The sequence below is a fragment of the Bacillus sp. MBGLi79 genome (assembly GCF_002953915.1).
Map to the genome: position 1 here is coordinate 1,341,487 of NZ_CP026521.1, position 16,096 is coordinate 1,357,582.

Below are 16,096 nucleotides of genomic sequence, written 5' to 3' on the forward strand. Positions count from 1 at the left end.
TTTTGGGGATTAATGCAAAAAGATATTTTGGCGCTGCTCATCTTTTTGCTGAATATATGAAGTGAGCTCGGCGGTTAAGTCAGATCTGAGGAAAGGCGTAATCAAGTAGATGCCGTTAAACAGCTCGTACGCCGTATCCAGAAGGGAGCGTGCAATCGCAAGGCCTTCCGCCTTTTGCTTTTCTTTATCTTCACCGGCATGGGCCATTTTTTCGCGAATCGTATCAGACAGCTTAATGCCGGGAATTTCATTGTGGATGAATTCGGCATTCCGGCTGCTTGTCAGCGGCATGATGCCGATGTAGATCGGCGTCTTCAGATGTTTTGTTTCGTTATGGATATCAACAAGCTGCTGCTCGGAATAGACAGGCTGAGAAACAAAATAATCCGCGCCGCAATCTATTTTTTTCTCCAGCCGTTTTACCGCTTTATCCAGATGGCGGACGTTAGGGTTAAATGCGGCGGCGACTGAGAAATTTGTTTTCTTGCCGAGCGGTTTTCCAGACAGAGACAGACCTTCATTGAATTGTTTGATCAGTCTGATTAAATCAAAGGATGTTAAATCATATACAGACGTCGCACCAGGAAAATCCCCGATTTTAGAAGGGTCACCTGTAATGGCAAGCACGTCATTCAGCCCTAACGTATCAAGGCCCATTAAATGTGACTGCAAGCCGATAATGTTACGGTCGCGGCACGTAATATGGACGAGGGAACGCATATCGAGCTGCTGCTTGACAAGGGCGCCGCAGGCAACATTGCTGATCCGCGGGGTCGCCAGAGAATTGTCGGCGAGTGTCAGGGCATCAATTCCCGCTTCTTTTAATTCAGCGGCCGCCGATAGAAATTTGTCAAAGCTCAGTTTTTTCGGCGGATCCAGTTCTACGATAATAGAGCGTTTTTCCGCCGCGATCTCATTCAGACCGGGCTCGGTTCGCTCGTGCTGAACAGAAATGAGTTCTTTCGCCCGGGTTTTGACTTCTTTTTCCGTAATCGGAGCCATCCCGCCAACTGCTTCCGCCATCGCACGGATGTGATTCGGCGTGGTGCCGCAGCAGCCGCCGATAATTCGCGCACCCTGCTTACGGAATTCTGATGCGCTGTTTTGAAAATACGTGTCGTCTGTTTCATAGACGAGCCGTCCCTCTTCAAGCGAAGGAAGGCTGCTGTTTGGATAAACGGATAAGAACACGTCATCAAAAATCGGCACTTCGCTGAGCGCTTCAATCATGTGATAAGGGCCGAGGCGGCAGTTAATGCCGACAATATCAGCTCCGAGATCCGCAATCGAGCGCAATGCGTCAGAAAGCGGCGTTCCGTCCTGCAATACGCCTTGCTCGTGCATGGAGACATGGAGCATAATCGGAAGATCAGTCTCTTTCCGCGCGATTTTCAGCACTTCACGGGCTTCTTCCAAATCATAATACGTTTCTAACAGCAAGCCATCCGGCTCTTCATGCAGCAGCAGGTACAGCTGCTCGCGGAAGCTGCGCTTAATTTCGTCAAGGCTGTACGCGTTTTTATTAAATGTGCGTATGCCGCCCATCGTTCCAAGCACGTATGCATCGCCTGCTGAAGCCCGCGCGATCTTTACGGCCTCCTGATTCATTTTTTTGATGTCATCCTCAAGACCGTGTCTGGATAATTTAATATAGTTGGCCCCGTACGTATTCGTTTGAATAATGTTGGCTCCAGCTTCAACGTACGCTTTATGTATGCGCTGAATTTCCTCCGGCTTTGAAATATTGAGCTCCTCAAAACACCTGTCAATGCCATAGGAGTAGAGGAGCGTCCCCATGGCGCCGTCACCGATTAACACCTGTCTTTGCAAATCTTCTAAAAGTCCCATTGTCTGCCTCCTTTATTCACATCAGCAAGGAAAAAAGAGAAATAAAAAAAGTCCTCTTAAGAAGAAGACTTTGTCAGTGATTTTGTCTCTTCTTATCTTCCAAGCTGTTCGAGCTTGCTGGATTTAGCACCTTGGTCATGGCTAATCGCCATTACACCGGTTGCTGAAGCTTCGTCGGGCCAGTCCCTCTGCTTCTCTTGATAAGAACGGATATGAAATTTTCGTGTCAGGAAGTGCCGTAAGATACCTGGCGTTTTTCCCTTTCTCCAAATTTACCGAAAATAAAGACAATAATCAATAGGAATCAGAAAATTTATCTGAAATTTATAAATTGAACGTCAATTGGCAGATCTGCTCCACGCACAGCTGAGATAATCTGCTGCAGGTCATCTTTGTTTTTTCCGGTGATGCGCACTTGATCATCCTGCACCTGAGATTTCACTTTCAGTCCGGAGTTTTTGATGATCGTATTGATTTTTTTTGCGTTGTCTTTGTCAATGCCTTGAACAAGCTTTGCACGCTGGCGTACCGTTCCGCCTGACGCATTTTCCACCTTGCCGTAATCAATGTTTTTTGTCGGTACATTTCGTTTAATCAATTTGCTGACCAGCACATCTTTCAGCTGGCTTAATTTGAATTCGTCATCGGAAACGAGGACCAGTTCCTCTTTATCTAAAGAAATGTCGCTTTTGCTTCCTTTAAAGTCATATCGGGTACTGATTTCCTTCAGTGCAATTTGGATTGCGTTTTGCACTTCAGGCAATTCGACCTTTGATACAATATCAAATGAACTTTCTTTTGCCATATGAAAACCTCCATAACATTTAACTTATGTGTTGATTATAGTAGAATAAAGAGAAACTTCCAACAGAACAAAGAATCAATTTGGGATGATTGGAAAAAATGTTAACAAAATCCGCATAAAATAAGCGGAACAGGAAGGACGATAGCATGAGACCAGGGCAGCAATTAACCTTGAGTATAGATCACCAAACCGACTTCGGTTACTTTTTAACCGATGGGGAAGATACGATTCTCTTACATAACAGTGAAATGACTGAGGATATCGAGGACAGAGAGGAAGTAGAAGTCTTTATATACGTCGACCAGCAGGAAAGGCTTGCGGCTACGATGAAAATTCCGGTCATCAGCGCGGATGAATATGGCTGGGTTGAAGTGGTGGATAAAGTGGAAGATATGGGCGTTTTCGTTGATGTCGGTTTATCGAAGGACGCGCTAGTCGCAACTGAGCATTTGCCGCCGTACGAAGATGTCTGGCCGCAAAAAGGGGACAAGCTTTACTGTATGCTGAAGGTGACGAACCGGGGGCGCATGTTTGCGAAACCAGCGCCGGAAGACATCATCAGCGAACTGTTTACCGACGCTTCAGAAGATCTGATGAATAAAGAGCTGACAGGTACGGTGTACAGGCTGATCGCATCGGGATCATTCGTGATTACGGATGATGGGATCCGCTGTTTTATTCACCCGTCAGAAAGAAAAGAGGAGCCAAGACTCGGTTCAAGAGTAACAGGGCGGGTGATTCAAGTGAAAGAAGACGGTTCGGTCAACTTGTCGCTGCTTCCAAGAAAACAGGATGCAATGTCTGTTGATGCCGAGTACATTCTAACGTACATGAGAACGAGAAACGGCGCCATGCCGTACAGTGACAAAAGCGAGCCTGACGATATCAGAGAACGTTTTAACATGAGCAAAGCCGCCTTTAAACGCGCGCTGGGCCATTTAATGAAAAACGGAAAAGTGTATCAGGAAGATGGATGGACATACGAGAAAAAATAGCATGAAAACGGCTCGCCTGCAGCAAAACTGCGGGGCGAGCCGTTTTTTATGTCTAGTTTAATTCATCAACAAGCGTTCTGATTGCCATTTCGCGATCTACATTGTCTGAAATCGCGATCGGCGTAATATCGATGGCGAGAATGATCAGAATCAGGGCACCGGCTGCAGCAACATAAGAAACATAATAGAAATAGTTAGCGGTATCAACAGTGTTGACAAGCTCGGCCTGAACTCTGGATGTATCATCCTTGGAAGCGGCGATTTCCTTTGCAGCTTCTACTTTTTCTTCAACGATTTGACCTGCTTTTTTCAGCAGTTCATCCACTTTCAATGCATCTTTGCTGTAAACAGCTTTCTTCAGGTTGTCAAAAAAGTCAGCATCCTCTTTTTTAATATCAGCTACAACCTGATTGGCAAAAGCCTTTGCCTGTTTTGTGTTGAGTTTGTCTGTCATCGCTTTATTAAAGACCTCTGGCAGCTGTTTGCCAACTTCCCCTTGGGCAAACACAAACCCTTTAAAAATTTCCTCACCTGAATACTCAAGCTGCTTTGCCTGTGCCACACTTTCTTGCTGTTTCACCAAAAACACAGTCGTCACCAATACAACCGACAAAAATACTAGAAACGCCTTCTTCAAACTGAAACCTCTCCCTTCTTTTGTTTTTTATTCCACAACAGTCTGCGAATATATGTAAAGTGAATCGTGGAATCGATAGGTGTGAGATACAATATCAAAATGCCGGCCATGATAAGCGAGAAACTGATCAGACCCAGCATGACTGCAAAAATCTCATGCATAAAAACAGCGATAATCAAAATAAATCTCCAATGCTTCTTCGGCGCAAACAGCGCCGCGAAGATGACGATTTGAACCAGCAGCGTCCCCCATGTCGGAATCACCACGAACGGGCTTGTTACAATTGGCTTTGTTAACGCCTGAAAAAAGCCGTTGAAGCCGATGGTTTTTTCCTGGGCGAAATAATAGACGGCTGTTCCGTCCACCCATTCCTGCTGAGACAGCTTAGCGACGGTAGAGTGAAAATAAAGCACCGCCACTTGAATTCTGATCACAAAATAAGAAATAAAAGCTGTTATTTTTCCAAGTGTTCTTTTGCCCTCTAGAGGTCTTGTGCTCCAATGCCATTTTCTCGGATCGGTCAGCGTGATGGGAAGCAATAAAAAGGTCATGACAGCTGCTGCCTGCTCGCCTCCGTCGATGACGATCAGCGATGACTGCAGGCTGTAACTGACATACCAATGCAGAACCCCGGTGATTCTGGGGCGCCAGCCAATGACAACAAGCACCAGAATGGCAATGCAGACCCATCTGAGAAGATTTAACATCATATAGTTATTTTCGCCGAGGCAAAAGAGACTGAGATTCATTTTACAAGCAGGATAACTGCTGATTCCGCTGGCTGGCTTCATGATGAGGCTCGGGTGATTGATGAGCAGCGTCAGCAGGCTGGATAGCGCAATGATGCTTCGCGCGAGGCCGTATACATTCGTCCACGGGTTTCTATCGTCCCAACTGGTGATGGTCTTTTTTATGTTTTCGAGCATGAGATCACAACCTTGACTATGCTTTTTACCTGATAAGACGAAGGGGTGTATTTAGAATAGCTCCAAGGTACAATATCCTCTTTCGTCAAATAGTAGCTGCCGCAAAGCAGCGGGCGGGGAGCGGGTGTTTTTAATTGCACGGTTTTTGCTTTGCTTTTGCATGCGCCGAGGTTCTTTTCTTTGCATGCGGTCCACTGTTCCTTGCCGACTTGGCTGTAGATCACGCCCATTTCAACGCCTTGTGACCGCCCATACCGATACAGGCCGAATAGGTTATCAGCCCTCATATTAGGCCATCTGACCTTGGCGCTGGCATCTTCAGCCTCATATAAGCCGATCGAAGTATCGCGCGGATTTTTGCTGAAAAAGCCCCAGCCCTGAGGAAGGATGCTGGACATGAGAAATTTGGAGTCCTTTGTCAGCGGGATCGGGGTTGTCCCTAAGCTGCCAATAATAGAAAACAGAAATATCGAACCCCAAAGGACTGAAAAAATGATAAAAAATGATATCGATTTCTGCATTCGACTGCTCCTTTTAACCTGAAGAATCGTTTTTACACTTTTCATAATATAAAAACATTTATGTAATAAAAAGGTTAAAAAGTATGAGAAATTCCATTTTTGTCAAAAGAAAAAACAGGACATTTTACACTGCTATATATGATTGATATATAGTGGTTTTTTCGATATATTGAAACCATGAAAACGAATCAAGTGAATGACCGCTGGATAGTTCAATTTCGAAAAGGGATTTTTGAGCTGGCCATCCTTTCCCTTCTGCGATCTAAACCGATGTACGGTTATGAGCTGACGTCATCCTTAAAAACCACCTCGGCGCTGGCTATTTCAGAGGGAGCGATTTATCCGATTCTGAAACGAATGACCGAGAAGGGGTGGATCGAATTCTTTTGGGAAGATTCACTGGACGGCCCGAAAAGAAAGTATTACAAAATGACGCAAAAAGGAGAAGAAATGTTAAAAGAACGGCTGGAAAAATACCTGGAAACCCATCAAGCCTTACTGTCTTTATCGGGGGATTTGCTATGAATGCCCAGCATATCATTGACCGGTACATGGAGGAACTAAATGCAGAGCTGGCGAATATGCCTGATGTAGAGAGAGAAAACGCTATCGACGAATTAAAGGGGCATATCACCGCTTTCGTTCAAGACAGAATCAAAGCCGGCCTTAGTGAAGAGGAACTGCAGGAAGCTATTGAATCTGAATTTTCTCATCCGAAGGAGCTTGCCGAAGTGATGATGGGTGATGGGGAAGAGCTGAAAAGGAGGAGGTCATTATTGGGCAAAAGCTGGCTTTCGGTTCTTCTCATTGTCGCGATAATCGCCCTGCCGCTGCTGCCGCCCGATTTCAGACATCTGCCGCTGGCTGTTTATTTAGCGGTGCTCGCCGGATATGTATGGAAGCGGAAAAAATTGATGATGTTTGCCGGCGTCAGAAAAAACAAAATGCGCTCTCAAAAGGAGATTGTCACGATTTCGCGAGTCGGTGCGGCTTATCTGCTGTTTTTAGCAGTGCTGCTTCTTTTGAGCCCGTTCCTCAAGGCGTTTGTCGTCCTGCTGCTGATTGCAGTAAGCTGCGCCGCTTTTTTTCTTTTTCTAAACATCAAGTAATGTGTAGGAGGCTGTAAGATGGAAATCAGCATCAATTATCTATTAATCGTCATCGCGCTCTTATTCTTTGTGGTTGCCTATTTTGTCGGAATCAAAAAACAAACCTGGATGCTGGCCGGATTTAACGAGGCGCGCATACGGGATAAAGATCGGCTGGCCAGAATAGCAGGCTACTTTTTCCTGAATTCCGGTTTGTTTATTTTGCTGAATAGTTTTATCTCATTTCAAGGCCAGGAGCAGCTCATACCACCGCTTATACTGGCATATGGCGCAGGGGTTATTATTTATGTCAATAAAAAATTAGTAGAGTAGAATAAGGAGGGCAGAGCGAAGTATCTCTGCCCTTCTTTTTTGGGAAAATAAGAACGAAGCACCACATACAAGTTTTTGTATTTTTGATAGGATGAAGAAAAATGATAGATTCCAAAATAGGAAGGATGTGGTGTTTTGCGCAATCTGACTAAGACATCTCTATTACTGGCCGGCTTCTGCACGGCGGCCCAAATGGTTTTTGTAACACATGCCTCAGCTGATCAAAGCATCAAATACGACCATACGTATCAAACCCCTTCATACATCATCGAAAAGCCATCACAGAAGCCGGTACAAAACACAACTCAGAAAGAATCGTTATTTTCCTATCTTGATAAACATCAATCGCATTTTAAGCTCAAAGGGAATGCGAACAGCCATTTTCGTATTTCGAAAACCATAAAGGATCCAAAAACAAAACAAACGTTTTTTAAATTAACGGAGGTTTACAAAGGAATTCCGATTTACGGCTTTGAACAAGCGGTCGCGATGAAGGAAAACAAACAAGTGAAAAGTTTCTTTGGAAAAGTGCATCCGCAAATCAAGGACGTCTCTGTCACACCGTCTATTTCTGAGGAAAAAGCAATACGTACAGCACAGCGTGAGCTCGAGGCTGCCATTGGGAAAATCAAATATCTTGATGGGGAGCCAAAGGGCGAATTATATATCTATCCACACGACGGGAATTTCGATCTTGCCTACCTTGTGAGACTCTCGACATCTGAACCTGAGCCTGGCTATTGGCATTGTGTCATCGATGCCAATAGCGGAAAGGTCATCGAGTCCTTTAATGCCATTCATGAAGCGGCAGGTACAGGAATCGGCGTGTCAGGCGATGAAAAAAGCTTTGACGTCACAGTACAGGATGGGCGCTTTTATTTGGCCGACGAAACAAGGGGAAAAGGGATCAATACGTTTGACGCGGAGAACCTGAACGAAACCTTGTTTACACTTTTGTCTCAACTGATCGGATATACGGGCAAAGAAATAGTCAGTGGCACTTCCGTATTTAATGAACCTGCGGCTGTAGACGCGCATGCAAATGCGCAAGCCGTTTACGATTATTACAGCAAGACATTTGGCCGTGCTTCTTTTGATCAAAACGGAGCAAGGATTACGTCTACCGTGCATGTCGGCAAACAATGGAACAATGCAGCGTGGAACGGCGTCCAGATGGTGTACGGTGATGGAGACGGTTCAAAATTTAAGCCGCTGTCCGGATCGCTCGACATTGTCGCGCATGAAATCACACACGCAGTCACACAGTATTCCGCCGGCCTATTATATCATGGAGAACCCGGTGCATTAAATGAGTCCATTTCCGATATTATGGGCGCAATGGCTGACCGTGATGATTGGGAAATCGGCGAGGATGTCTATACTCCGGATATTGCAGGAGATTCATTGCGGTCGTTAGAGGACCCATCTAAGCAGGGAAATCCAGATCATTACTCGAACCGCTACACAGGAACAGAGGATTATGGCGGAGTCCATATCAATTCGTCCATCCACAATAAAGCAGCTTACCTTCTGGCAGAAGGAGGCGTGCACCACAATGTGCAGGTTGAAGGGATAGGGCGTGAAGCATGTGAACAAATTTACTATCGGGCTTTAACATATTATGTAACGGCATCTACAGATTTCAGCATGATGAAGCAAGCGGCGATTGATGCCGCCAATGATTTATACGGTGAAGGATCGAAGCAATCAGCTTCAGTCGAAAAAGCGTATGAGGCTGTCGGCATTTTATAAGCAAACAAAAACAGTCAGGGCACAGAGTCTGACTGTTTTTGTTTGCTCATTTTCTTAAAAAGAATATCGCCAATGTACCTGGACCGGCGTGCGAGCCGATTGCAGAACCGATAGAATGCATAATGATTTCTTTCGGCTTGAAGGCTTCCTCAATCAAGTGTTTCATGTCCGTGGCTTTTTCTTTGTTCGCGGCGTAGCTGATCCCGATGGTTTGATTGCTCCAATCATCCCCGCGCTCTTTCATAAGCTCGATGATCCGTTTGAAAAGTTTCTTCTGTCCGCGAATTTTTTCCAGCGGCACAAGCTTGCCGTCCTCCATTTGAAGCAACGGTTTTATATTCAGCAGGCCGCCGACAAAAGCGGATGTTTTGGATATCCGGCCGCCCCTTGCGAGATATGTTAAATCATCAACGGTAAAAATATGTTCAAGCTGGTTGCAAAAGTTCTTTACAGACGTTTCAATTTCTTGTATTGTATTCCCGTTGATACAGAGATCGGCAGCATGCCGGACAGCCAGGCCGTATCCTAATGAAGCGCATTTGGAATCAATGACCCGCAAATCGAAATCAGGGAATTCCTCCTTCACTTCATTGGCGATCATTACAGCTGTCTGATACGTGCCGGAGAGACCTGAGGAAAAGGCAATGTAAAGAGCGGGATCACCTGTTTCGGCATATTGCAAAAATACATTTTTAATCGTTTGCGGTGAGGCTTGGGACGTCTTGGGCGTTTCTCCATTTTTCATCGCTTCAAATATTTGATCCGCATGAATTGTGACTGCATCTTCGAATTCTTTATCGCCGAGTGAAACCCTGAGCGGAATAAAGCCAATGCTTTTTTCTTCAAAATAAGAACGAGGCAAATCAGCTGCGCTGTCAGCGATGAGATGAACTGTCATATTGCTTCCCTTCTTTCCGTTATCGCTCGTTATCATGAGAGTTTAAGCCAACTATATCATATTAATTTGCCAAAATCGTGTTCAAATATTTGTTTTAAGGGAAAACATAATAAAGAAGAAAGAGCGGAGGAACATGCCATGGTACTAGATCAAACAAAAAAATTACTCATCGTCATCATCGGCGCTTTACTCAATGCAGCCGGGCTGAACTTATTTTTGATTCCGGCAGATGTATATGCCAGCGGATTTACAGGTGTCGCCCAGCTTTTATCAAGCGTCGTTGATCAATATGCCCCCTTTTACATATCGACGGGAACGCTCTTGTTCCTCTTAAACATTCCGGTCGGTATTTTAGGATGGCTGAAGGTCGGCAAATCGTTTACGGTGTACAGCATTTTAAGTGTCGCACTCACTACTCTGTTTATGGGGATCCTGCCGGAAACAAGCTTATCACATGATATTTTGCTGAACGCGGTGTTCGGCGGCGTCATTTCAGCGGTTGGTATCGGCTTAACATTAAAATACGGGGCTTCGACAGGCGGGCTTGATATCGTCGCCATGGTCCTTGCAAAGTGGAAGGATAAACCCGTCGGCACGTATTTCTTCATTCTGAACGGGATTATCATCTTGACGGCAGGATTATTGCAAGGTTGGGAGAAAGCATTATATACCCTGGTTACACTATATGTGACAACGAGGGTGATCGACGCCATTCACACCCGCCACATGAAACTCACGGCGATGATCGTGACGAAAAAAGCGGACGAAATTAAGGAAGCCATTTACGGAAAAATGGTGCGCGGCATCACAACTGTTCCGGCAAAAGGAGCATTTACGAACGAACAGAAGGAAATGATGATTATCGTCATTACGAGGTACGAACTGTACGATTTAGAGAAAATCGTCAAAGAAGTTGATCCGAAAGCATTTACAAACATTGTACAGACGACAGGGATTTTTGGCTTCTTTAGAAAAGACTGACGAAAGCAGGTGGAAGTCGTGAAACGGCTGCTTGTGATGCTCCTCCCCGTGCTGCTTTTGATAGGCTGCGGGAAAGATGAGCAGACAGAACCCGATAAGGAGGTATCAGGCGGAATGGAGAATCAAGAGGTTGTTTTATCTGTTGACGCAATTCAGGAGCCTGAACAAATCAAGTTTAACATGTCGCTGAAGAACCAAAGCGAACGTGCTGTCGAGTTTCAATTCAGCACAGGGCAAAAATTTGAACTTGTCGTGTATGATTCTGGGCACAAAGAAAGATACCGTTATTCGAAAGACAAAATGTTTACGCAGGCTTTTCAAAACCTGACACTTGAACCCGGAGAAACATATGATTTCTCTGATGTGTGGAAGGAAATCCCTGAGCCCGGAACCTATGAGGTAAAGGTGACATTTAAGGGCAGAGCGGAAAATCTAAAGCAGGTTCAGGCTGTTCAGCAATTTGAAGTTAAATAAGAGGCTATGGCGAATCGCCATAGCCTTTTTTTATTGCAGTTTGTCCAGCTGATTTTGAAATTGATGCAGCTGGCGACGTTCCGCATCTGTCGAATTGGCATACGCAGAAGATACAGCATTTTTGGCTCTCAGAATCGCTTGCTCCTGATCGCCCTCCTCAAAGCCGTTTGTCACCATGACCGCCTGTTGAACAAATGATTTTGCCTGCTGAAACAGTTCGTTTCTCATTTAATATTCAACCTGTCTTTCTGCCGAGTCTCGTGCCGCGGCATGCTGGTGAGCTTCTTCTAAAGTAGACCGATATGGAAATCTTGCGGCGTGTAGCCCGATGGAGTCTTTACCCTGCTGAATAAACCTTCTGGATTTGCTTCGTTTACCCATTTTGAGACTGCCCCCCTCCATACTTTGACGAGATGAGTCGTCTTCAATAGTATGGTGGGGTAAAGTAAGGTTTATGAGTGGGAAAAATTAATACGGACCGTCTTTAAAGTGAGAAATATTCTTTCAAAAACCTTGCCACGCCGTCCTCTTCATTTGCAGCCGTTGTTCGGTTGGCAATCTGCTTGACCGCGTCAATTCCATTTCCCATTGCGACGCCGCAGCCGGCAAATTCAAGCATTTCCAAATCGTTATCCTCATCTCCGAAAGCGATGATCCGCTCTCTCGGCACGCCGTAAAAATCGCTGATTTTCTGCAGGCCGACCGCTTTATTCATGCCGCTTTTGATAATTTCAATGACATGCCACGGAGCGGCCCATCTTCTATGGTCGATCACCTCGGCATGAACATCCGATAAATAAGAGCGTATTGCCGGCACATCTTCTTCTTTTGCATGGATGAGTACGGACGTCACATCTTCACCGAGATTTTCCCGCAAGTCTCCGACCGTTACATTTGTTGTGTTCATGTTAAAGACATCAATCAGGTGCTCATCATGGTAATGGAAGTATACGTCATCAATGACTTCAGCAAGCACGTTATGTACGTTGTAGCTCTCGCTGATATCCACGAGCTGTTTGACAACATCAAGCGGGAGTGACGTATGATACCGTCCCCAGCTGTCGTCCAGCGGATGATGGACAAATGCTCCATTAAAATTGACAATCGGTGTTGTCAATTCCATCTGCTGGTAGTACATAGAACTTGAACGGTACGGACGACCTGTTGAGATGCAGACATAATGCCCGCTATCTTTTAGGCGCTGTATCGTCCGAAGAGTGTTTTCTGATATGGTTTTATCATCCTTTAATAACGTTCCATCTAAATCTAATGCGATTAAATAGGGTTTTGTCTCCATGAAAAGCTCCTTTAACCTTAGATTTTGCTTGTTTTCCCTTACTTACAGTGTAGCTTTTTACCATCTTTATTGTCTACATGTTACACTTATGATTATGGTTATCCTAAGGAGGGCACATTGTGATACAAATTGAGAATCAAACCGTTTCCGGTATTCCTTTTTTACATATTGTAAAGGAAGAGAACAGGCACCGCGCTGTTCCTCTCGTATTTTTTATCCATGGTTTTACAAGTGCGAAGGAACACAACCTTCATATTGCTTACCTGCTTGCGGAGAAGGGCTTCAGAGCCGTTCTGCCGGAGGCTCTGCACCATGGTGAACGGGGAGAAGAAATGGCTGTTGAAGAGCTGGCGGGCCATTTTTGGGACATCGTCCTCAACGAGATTGAAGAGATCGGCGTGCTTAAAAACCATTTTGAAAAAGAGGGCCTGGTAGACGGCGGCCGCATCGGTCTCGCAGGCACGTCAATGGGCGGCATCACAACGCTTGGCGCTTTGACTGCATATGATTGGATAAAAGCCGGCGTCAGCCTGATGGGAAGCCCGAATTACGTGGAGCTGTTTCAGCGGCAGATTGATCATATTCAATCTCAGGGAATTGATATCGACGTGCCGGAAGAGAAGGTACAGGAGCTGATGAAACGTCTCGAATTGCGGGATCTCAGCCTTCAGCCGGAGAAACTGCGCCAGCGGCCGCTTTTATTTTGGCACGGTGAAAAAGATAAAGTCGTGCCTTACGCGCCGACCCGGACATTTTATGAAACGATTAAATCCCATTACAGCGAGCAGCCGGAACGCCTGCAATTTATCGGAGATGAAAACGCCGACCATAAAGTCCCGCGGACAGCAGTGTTAAAAACGATTGAATGGTTTGAAACGTATTTATAAAGCACTGCGTTATGAACAAGGGCTTAATTTACGTTATACTGTAGAAAAAAGGAGTGAGGGAACGTGGAAGAAGCATTAAAAGAAAACATCATGGGCGCCCTGGAACAGGTTGTCGATCCTGAGCTTGGCGTTGATATCGTGAATCTTGGCTTGGTATATGACGTTGATATGGATGAAGACGGCTTAACGCACGTGACGATGACACTGACATCGATGGGCTGCCCTTTAGCGCCGATTATCGTGGATGAAGTGAAAAAAGCATTAGCGGACCTTCCTGAAGTGAAAGAGACAGAGGTTCACATTGTATGGAATCCGCCATGGACAAGAGATAAAATGTCCAGATACGCAAAAATTGCGCTTGGCATTCAATAAAACAAAAAAGGACAGCCTGACATGTGAGGCTGTCCTTTTTTACAGCTGAAAGGAGTGAAAGGAAATGATGTACCTGCTTGCTGTTTTGTGCCCGCCGCTTGCTGTTTTGTTTTCGGGAAAACCGTTTCAGGCCTTGCTGAATCTCATATTGACCTGTATCTTTTGGCTGCCGGGCGCGATTCACGCCTGCTTTATCGTCGCCGACCGCCGTGCCGAAAAACGGGCAAGAAGATAATATGGAAAAATGAGGGCGCAGACATGGTATAATGGTTGTAAAAAAACAGCAGGGAGAGCACTATGAAAAAGAAATTGCTTGCATTCGCGCTTTGTACTGGCGCGTATGCGGCCCTGTTTGCGTACTCTGTGCACTCAGAGCAAAAAACAGACACAAGCGAGATGACGGATGTCAGCCGCCTGATGCCTGTGAAAATAAAGCAGACAGTGAAAGGGCAGGAAGAGGAAACGCTCCTTGACACAGTCAAAGAGGCAAATCGAAAAAACATAAAAATTTCAATCGCCGGTGCTCAGCACTCCATGGGCGGCCATACATATTATGAGGACGGCATCGTTCTCGACATGACAGGCTACAACAAAATCCTGTCACTCGATAAAGAGAAGAAAACCATCAGAGTGCAAAGCGGTGCAACGTGGAATGACATCCAGAAATACGTGAATCCATACGGACTCGCGGTAAAAGTCATGCAGTCACAAAACATCTTTACAATTGGCGGCTCTCTCAGCGCTAATGCCCATGGACGTGATATCCGCTACGGCTCGCTGATTGATACAGTCAAATCATTTCGGCTTTTAAAAGCTGATGGGACAATTATCACCGTCACTCCAAAAGACGAGTTGTTCACGGCAGTCATCGGAGGGTACGGTCTTTTTGGTGTGATTCTTGATGTAACGCTTGAACTGACGGATGATGAACTGTATGTCATGCAGACTGAAAAAATGAATTACAGCGCATACGCAGACTATTTTACAAAGCGCGTAAAAGGAAATCCAGAAGTCCGAATGCATCTGGCGCGAATATCAACAGCGAAAAAAGGATTTCTGAAAGACATGTATGTCACGAATTACGTATTGGCTGATCAACAGGATCAGCTGACTTCATACAGCGATCTCAAAGAAGATGAATATACGGGAGCAACAAAGTTTGCACTCGGTTTGTCAAGGCGGTATGAATGGGGCAGGAATTGGCTGTGGGGCACGCAGCAATCCTATTTCCTAAGCCAAAATGGCACAGAGATCTCACGCAATAATGTCATGCGGTCCGAATCAAAATTTCTTGAGTATGAAAACAATGACAACACAGATGTTCTGCAAGAATACTTTGTGCCTGTGAAGGAGTATACGGCTTATATAGACGATCTGAGACAAACACTGTCGGGCGAAGATCTCAACCTGCTGAACATTACGATCCGCTACGTGCAGAAAAATGAAAAGGCCGACCTTTCCTATGCGAAGGATGATATGTTTTCGCTCGTGTTATTAATAAATGAGGGCTTTTCAAAAGAAGAGCAGGCAGATACTGCCCGAATCATCAGGCGCATGACAGACGTTGCTATCAAGCATGGCGGCAGCTATTATCTGCCTTATATGACCTACCAGACAAAGGCGCAAATGAGACAGGCATATCCGAAAAGCGAAGCGTTTTTTCAGAAAAAACGAACCTATGACCCGGATGAACGCTTTATGAATTACTTTTATCAGAGGTATAAATAATGGGGAAAAACAAATTAAAATGGCTGACCTTATCACAAAGCAGCGTGTTTTTCGCAAGCAGCTTAATCTTTCCGTTTTATATACTGTTTGTGAAAAATATCGGCTCAAGCTACACGCAGTTCGGTTTTTCCTACGGATTGTTCGGGCTGAGCGGCGCACTCATTTATCCGCTCCTCGGACGGCTGTCTGAAAGGTTTGACAGCCGTTATTTTCTGCTTGCGAACTCTTGGGGGATGGCTGTTCTGCTTTTATATGTCCCGCATATCGGAAGCGTCGTTCACGTGTATATCGTCCAAGTGCTGTTAGGGCTCTTTGGAGCGATGCAAAAGCATGGAGAAAAAGTGCTGATCGCTAATTTTACAGACAGTGGAGAACGTGGAAAGAAGATCGGGAATTACCATTTTTGGACAGCTGTCTTTTCAGCAGCAGCCATTATGCTCGGGGGTTTTCTCGCTGACTTTTTCACAGTGCAAATGATTTTTTATGCAAGCTCTATTCTATATTTTTTGAGTGGATTGATGATGATGAAAACAGGCTGACCGCGTCAGCCTGTT

21 protein-coding genes and 1 riboswitch are annotated in these 16,096 nt (G+C 45.2%); of the genes, 12 read left to right on the forward strand and 9 right to left on the reverse strand.

Annotated elements, in window-relative coordinates:
- Window positions 1-9 precede the first annotated feature (9 nt).
- The gene (locus C1T29_RS06705; RefSeq protein WP_103748929.1) at window positions 10-1,848 is read right to left on the reverse strand and encodes a bifunctional homocysteine S-methyltransferase/methylenetetrahydrofolate reductase; all 1,839 of its coding nucleotides are present in this window, start codon (window positions 1,846-1,848) and stop codon (window positions 10-12) included.
- An 89-nt stretch (window positions 1,849-1,937) separates the two neighbouring features.
- Window positions 1,938-2,055, reverse strand: a riboswitch (SAM riboswitch).
- 106 nt (window positions 2,056-2,161) lie between these two features.
- Window positions 2,162-2,653: a YajQ family cyclic di-GMP-binding protein gene (locus C1T29_RS06710; RefSeq protein WP_095432645.1), complete on the reverse strand. Its 492-nt coding sequence runs from the start codon at window positions 2,651-2,653 to the stop codon at window positions 2,162-2,164.
- Window positions 2,654-2,799: 146 nt separating this feature from the next.
- Between C1T29_RS06710 and C1T29_RS06715 the strand changes: the two genes are divergently transcribed.
- Window positions 2,800-3,648, forward strand: a complete 849-nt coding sequence (locus C1T29_RS06715) for a CvfB family protein (protein WP_040083477.1) — start codon at window positions 2,800-2,802, stop codon at window positions 3,646-3,648.
- 52 nt (window positions 3,649-3,700) lie between these two features.
- Here C1T29_RS06715 and C1T29_RS06720 read toward each other — a convergent pair whose 3' ends face one another.
- The 3 genes from C1T29_RS06720 to C1T29_RS06730 are packed head-to-tail and all read right to left on the reverse strand — an operon-like array spanning window position 3,701 to window position 5,732.
- The gene (locus tag C1T29_RS06720) at window positions 3,701-4,285 is read right to left on the reverse strand and encodes a sporulation delaying protein family toxin (RefSeq protein ID WP_003244950.1); all 585 of its coding nucleotides are present in this window, start codon (window positions 4,283-4,285) and stop codon (window positions 3,701-3,703) included.
- Window positions 4,282-5,211, reverse strand: a complete 930-nt coding sequence (locus C1T29_RS06725; protein WP_040083476.1) for a sporulation-delaying protein SdpB family protein — start codon at window positions 5,209-5,211, stop codon at window positions 4,282-4,284. Before C1T29_RS06725 ends, C1T29_RS06720 begins: the two co-directional genes overlap by 4 nt.
- Window positions 5,196-5,732, reverse strand: coding sequence for an SdpA family antimicrobial peptide system protein (locus C1T29_RS06730; protein ID WP_040083475.1), 537 nt, complete (start codon window positions 5,730-5,732; stop codon window positions 5,196-5,198). The genes C1T29_RS06725 and C1T29_RS06730 overlap by 16 nt, the downstream gene beginning before the upstream one ends.
- Before the next feature lie 177 nt (window positions 5,733-5,909).
- On the opposite strand from C1T29_RS06730, the gene C1T29_RS06735 reads away from it, so the two are divergent.
- The 4 genes from C1T29_RS06735 (at window position 5,910) to nprB (ending at window position 8,905) form a co-directional block, all read left to right on the forward strand.
- The gene (locus tag C1T29_RS06735) at window positions 5,910-6,257 is read left to right on the forward strand and encodes a PadR family transcriptional regulator (RefSeq protein ID WP_003245674.1); all 348 of its coding nucleotides are present in this window, start codon (window positions 5,910-5,912) and stop codon (window positions 6,255-6,257) included.
- A complete protein-coding gene (locus C1T29_RS06740; RefSeq protein ID WP_095432642.1) occupies window positions 6,254-6,841 on the forward strand; it encodes an HAAS signaling domain-containing protein in 588 nt (195 codons plus the stop codon). The genes C1T29_RS06735 and C1T29_RS06740 overlap by 4 nt, the downstream gene beginning before the upstream one ends.
- 18 nt (window positions 6,842-6,859) lie before the next feature.
- Window positions 6,860-7,153: a DUF3784 domain-containing protein gene (locus C1T29_RS06745; protein ID WP_003233021.1), complete on the forward strand. Its 294-nt coding sequence runs from the start codon at window positions 6,860-6,862 to the stop codon at window positions 7,151-7,153.
- A gap of 135 nt (window positions 7,154-7,288) precedes the next feature.
- Window positions 7,289-8,905, forward strand: coding sequence for a neutral protease NprB (gene nprB, locus C1T29_RS06750; RefSeq protein WP_103748928.1), 1,617 nt, complete (start codon window positions 7,289-7,291; stop codon window positions 8,903-8,905).
- 46 nt (window positions 8,906-8,951) lie between these two features.
- Here the strand turns inward: nprB and C1T29_RS06755 are convergent, their stop codons facing one another.
- Window positions 8,952-9,803 carry a DegV family protein gene (locus C1T29_RS06755; RefSeq protein WP_103748927.1) on the reverse strand — a complete coding sequence of 284 codons (852 nt, stop codon included), beginning with the start codon at window positions 9,801-9,803 and terminating at the stop codon, window positions 8,952-8,954.
- A 138-nt stretch (window positions 9,804-9,941) separates the two neighbouring features.
- Here C1T29_RS06755 and C1T29_RS06760 point away from each other — a divergent pair, with 138 nt between their 5' ends.
- Both C1T29_RS06760 and C1T29_RS06765 read left to right on the forward strand, forming a co-directional pair.
- On the forward strand, window positions 9,942-10,784 hold the full coding sequence (locus C1T29_RS06760; protein WP_003245017.1) for a YitT family protein: 843 nt from the start codon (window positions 9,942-9,944) through the stop codon (window positions 10,782-10,784).
- Between the two features lie 18 nt (window positions 10,785-10,802).
- A complete protein-coding gene (locus C1T29_RS06765) occupies window positions 10,803-11,258 on the forward strand; it encodes a BsuPI-related putative proteinase inhibitor (protein ID WP_306646088.1) in 456 nt (151 codons plus the stop codon).
- 30 nt (window positions 11,259-11,288) lie between these two features.
- On the opposite strand, the gene C1T29_RS06770 is transcribed toward C1T29_RS06765, so the two are convergent.
- The 3 genes from C1T29_RS06770 to yitU form a co-directional block, all read right to left on the reverse strand.
- Window positions 11,289-11,486 (reverse strand): DUF3813 domain-containing protein, encoded by a 198-nt coding sequence (locus C1T29_RS06770; RefSeq protein WP_003233010.1) that lies wholly within the window; start codon window positions 11,484-11,486, stop codon window positions 11,289-11,291.
- Window positions 11,487-11,639: a hypothetical protein gene (locus C1T29_RS06775; RefSeq protein ID WP_003239346.1), complete on the reverse strand. Its 153-nt coding sequence runs from the start codon at window positions 11,637-11,639 to the stop codon at window positions 11,487-11,489. It abuts the gene before it with no gap.
- 103 nt (window positions 11,640-11,742) lie between these two features.
- Window positions 11,743-12,555, reverse strand: a complete 813-nt coding sequence (yitU, locus tag C1T29_RS06780) for a 5-amino-6-(5-phospho-D-ribitylamino)uracil phosphatase YitU (protein WP_069839028.1) — start codon at window positions 12,553-12,555, stop codon at window positions 11,743-11,745.
- 119 nt (window positions 12,556-12,674) lie between these two features.
- Between yitU and C1T29_RS06785 the strand changes: the two genes are divergently transcribed.
- The 5 genes from C1T29_RS06785 to C1T29_RS06805 all read left to right on the forward strand — a co-directional run bounded on the left by C1T29_RS06785 (window position 12,675) and on the right by C1T29_RS06805 (window position 16,081).
- Complete coding sequence (locus tag C1T29_RS06785) at window positions 12,675-13,442, forward strand: prolyl oligopeptidase family serine peptidase (protein WP_014663504.1); 768 nt, start codon at window positions 12,675-12,677, stop codon at window positions 13,440-13,442.
- Between the two features lie 63 nt (window positions 13,443-13,505).
- A complete protein-coding gene (locus tag C1T29_RS06790) occupies window positions 13,506-13,814 on the forward strand; it encodes a metal-sulfur cluster assembly factor (RefSeq protein WP_014663505.1) in 309 nt (102 codons plus the stop codon).
- Between the two features lie 64 nt (window positions 13,815-13,878).
- On the forward strand, window positions 13,879-14,049 hold the full coding sequence (locus tag C1T29_RS06795; protein WP_003232996.1) for a YqaE/Pmp3 family membrane protein: 171 nt from the start codon (window positions 13,879-13,881) through the stop codon (window positions 14,047-14,049).
- A 62-nt stretch (window positions 14,050-14,111) separates the two neighbouring features.
- Window positions 14,112-15,542, forward strand: coding sequence for an FAD-binding oxidoreductase (locus C1T29_RS06800; protein WP_103748926.1), 1,431 nt, complete (start codon window positions 14,112-14,114; stop codon window positions 15,540-15,542).
- Window positions 15,542-16,081, forward strand: a complete 540-nt coding sequence (locus C1T29_RS06805; RefSeq protein WP_211095815.1) for an MFS transporter — start codon at window positions 15,542-15,544, stop codon at window positions 16,079-16,081. The genes C1T29_RS06800 and C1T29_RS06805 overlap by 1 nt, the downstream gene beginning before the upstream one ends.
- Window positions 16,082-16,096: the final 15 nt, after the last annotated feature.

Excerpts from the sequence above, each read along its gene's own strand:
- yitU (WP_069839028.1), bottom strand. The coding sequence starts at position 12,555 with ATGGAGACAAAACCCTATTTAATCGCATTAGATTTAGATGGAACGTTA.
- C1T29_RS06760 (WP_003245017.1), top strand. The coding sequence starts at position 9,942 with ATGGTACTAGATCAAACAAAAAAATTACTCATCGTCATCATCGGCGCT.
- C1T29_RS06740 (WP_095432642.1), top strand. The coding sequence starts at position 6,254 with ATGAATGCCCAGCATATCATTGACCGGTACATGGAGGAACTAAATGCA.
- C1T29_RS06730 (WP_040083475.1), bottom strand. The coding sequence starts at position 5,732 with ATGCAGAAATCGATATCATTTTTTATCATTTTTTCAGTCCTTTGGGGT.
- C1T29_RS06775 (WP_003239346.1), bottom strand. The coding sequence starts at position 11,639 with ATGGGTAAACGAAGCAAATCCAGAAGGTTTATTCAGCAGGGTAAAGAC.
- C1T29_RS06725 (WP_040083476.1), bottom strand. The coding sequence starts at position 5,211 with ATGCTCGAAAACATAAAAAAGACCATCACCAGTTGGGACGATAGAAAC.
- C1T29_RS06755 (WP_103748927.1), bottom strand. The coding sequence starts at position 9,803 with ATGACAGTTCATCTCATCGCTGACAGCGCAGCTGATTTGCCTCGTTCT.
- C1T29_RS06795 (WP_003232996.1), top strand. The coding sequence starts at position 13,879 with ATGATGTACCTGCTTGCTGTTTTGTGCCCGCCGCTTGCTGTTTTGTTT.
- C1T29_RS06705 (WP_103748929.1), bottom strand. The coding sequence starts at position 1,848 with ATGGGACTTTTAGAAGATTTGCAAAGACAGGTGTTAATCGGTGACGGC.
- C1T29_RS06745 (WP_003233021.1), top strand. The coding sequence starts at position 6,860 with ATGGAAATCAGCATCAATTATCTATTAATCGTCATCGCGCTCTTATTC.
- C1T29_RS06735 (WP_003245674.1), top strand. The coding sequence starts at position 5,910 with ATGAAAACGAATCAAGTGAATGACCGCTGGATAGTTCAATTTCGAAAA.
- C1T29_RS06800 (WP_103748926.1), top strand. The coding sequence starts at position 14,112 with ATGAAAAAGAAATTGCTTGCATTCGCGCTTTGTACTGGCGCGTATGCG.
- C1T29_RS06805 (WP_211095815.1), top strand. The coding sequence starts at position 15,542 with ATGGGGAAAAACAAATTAAAATGGCTGACCTTATCACAAAGCAGCGTG.
- C1T29_RS06710 (WP_095432645.1), bottom strand. The coding sequence starts at position 2,653 with ATGGCAAAAGAAAGTTCATTTGATATTGTATCAAAGGTCGAATTGCCT.
- C1T29_RS06715 (WP_040083477.1), top strand. The coding sequence starts at position 2,800 with ATGAGACCAGGGCAGCAATTAACCTTGAGTATAGATCACCAAACCGAC.
- C1T29_RS06770 (WP_003233010.1), bottom strand. The coding sequence starts at position 11,486 with ATGAGAAACGAACTGTTTCAGCAGGCAAAATCATTTGTTCAACAGGCG.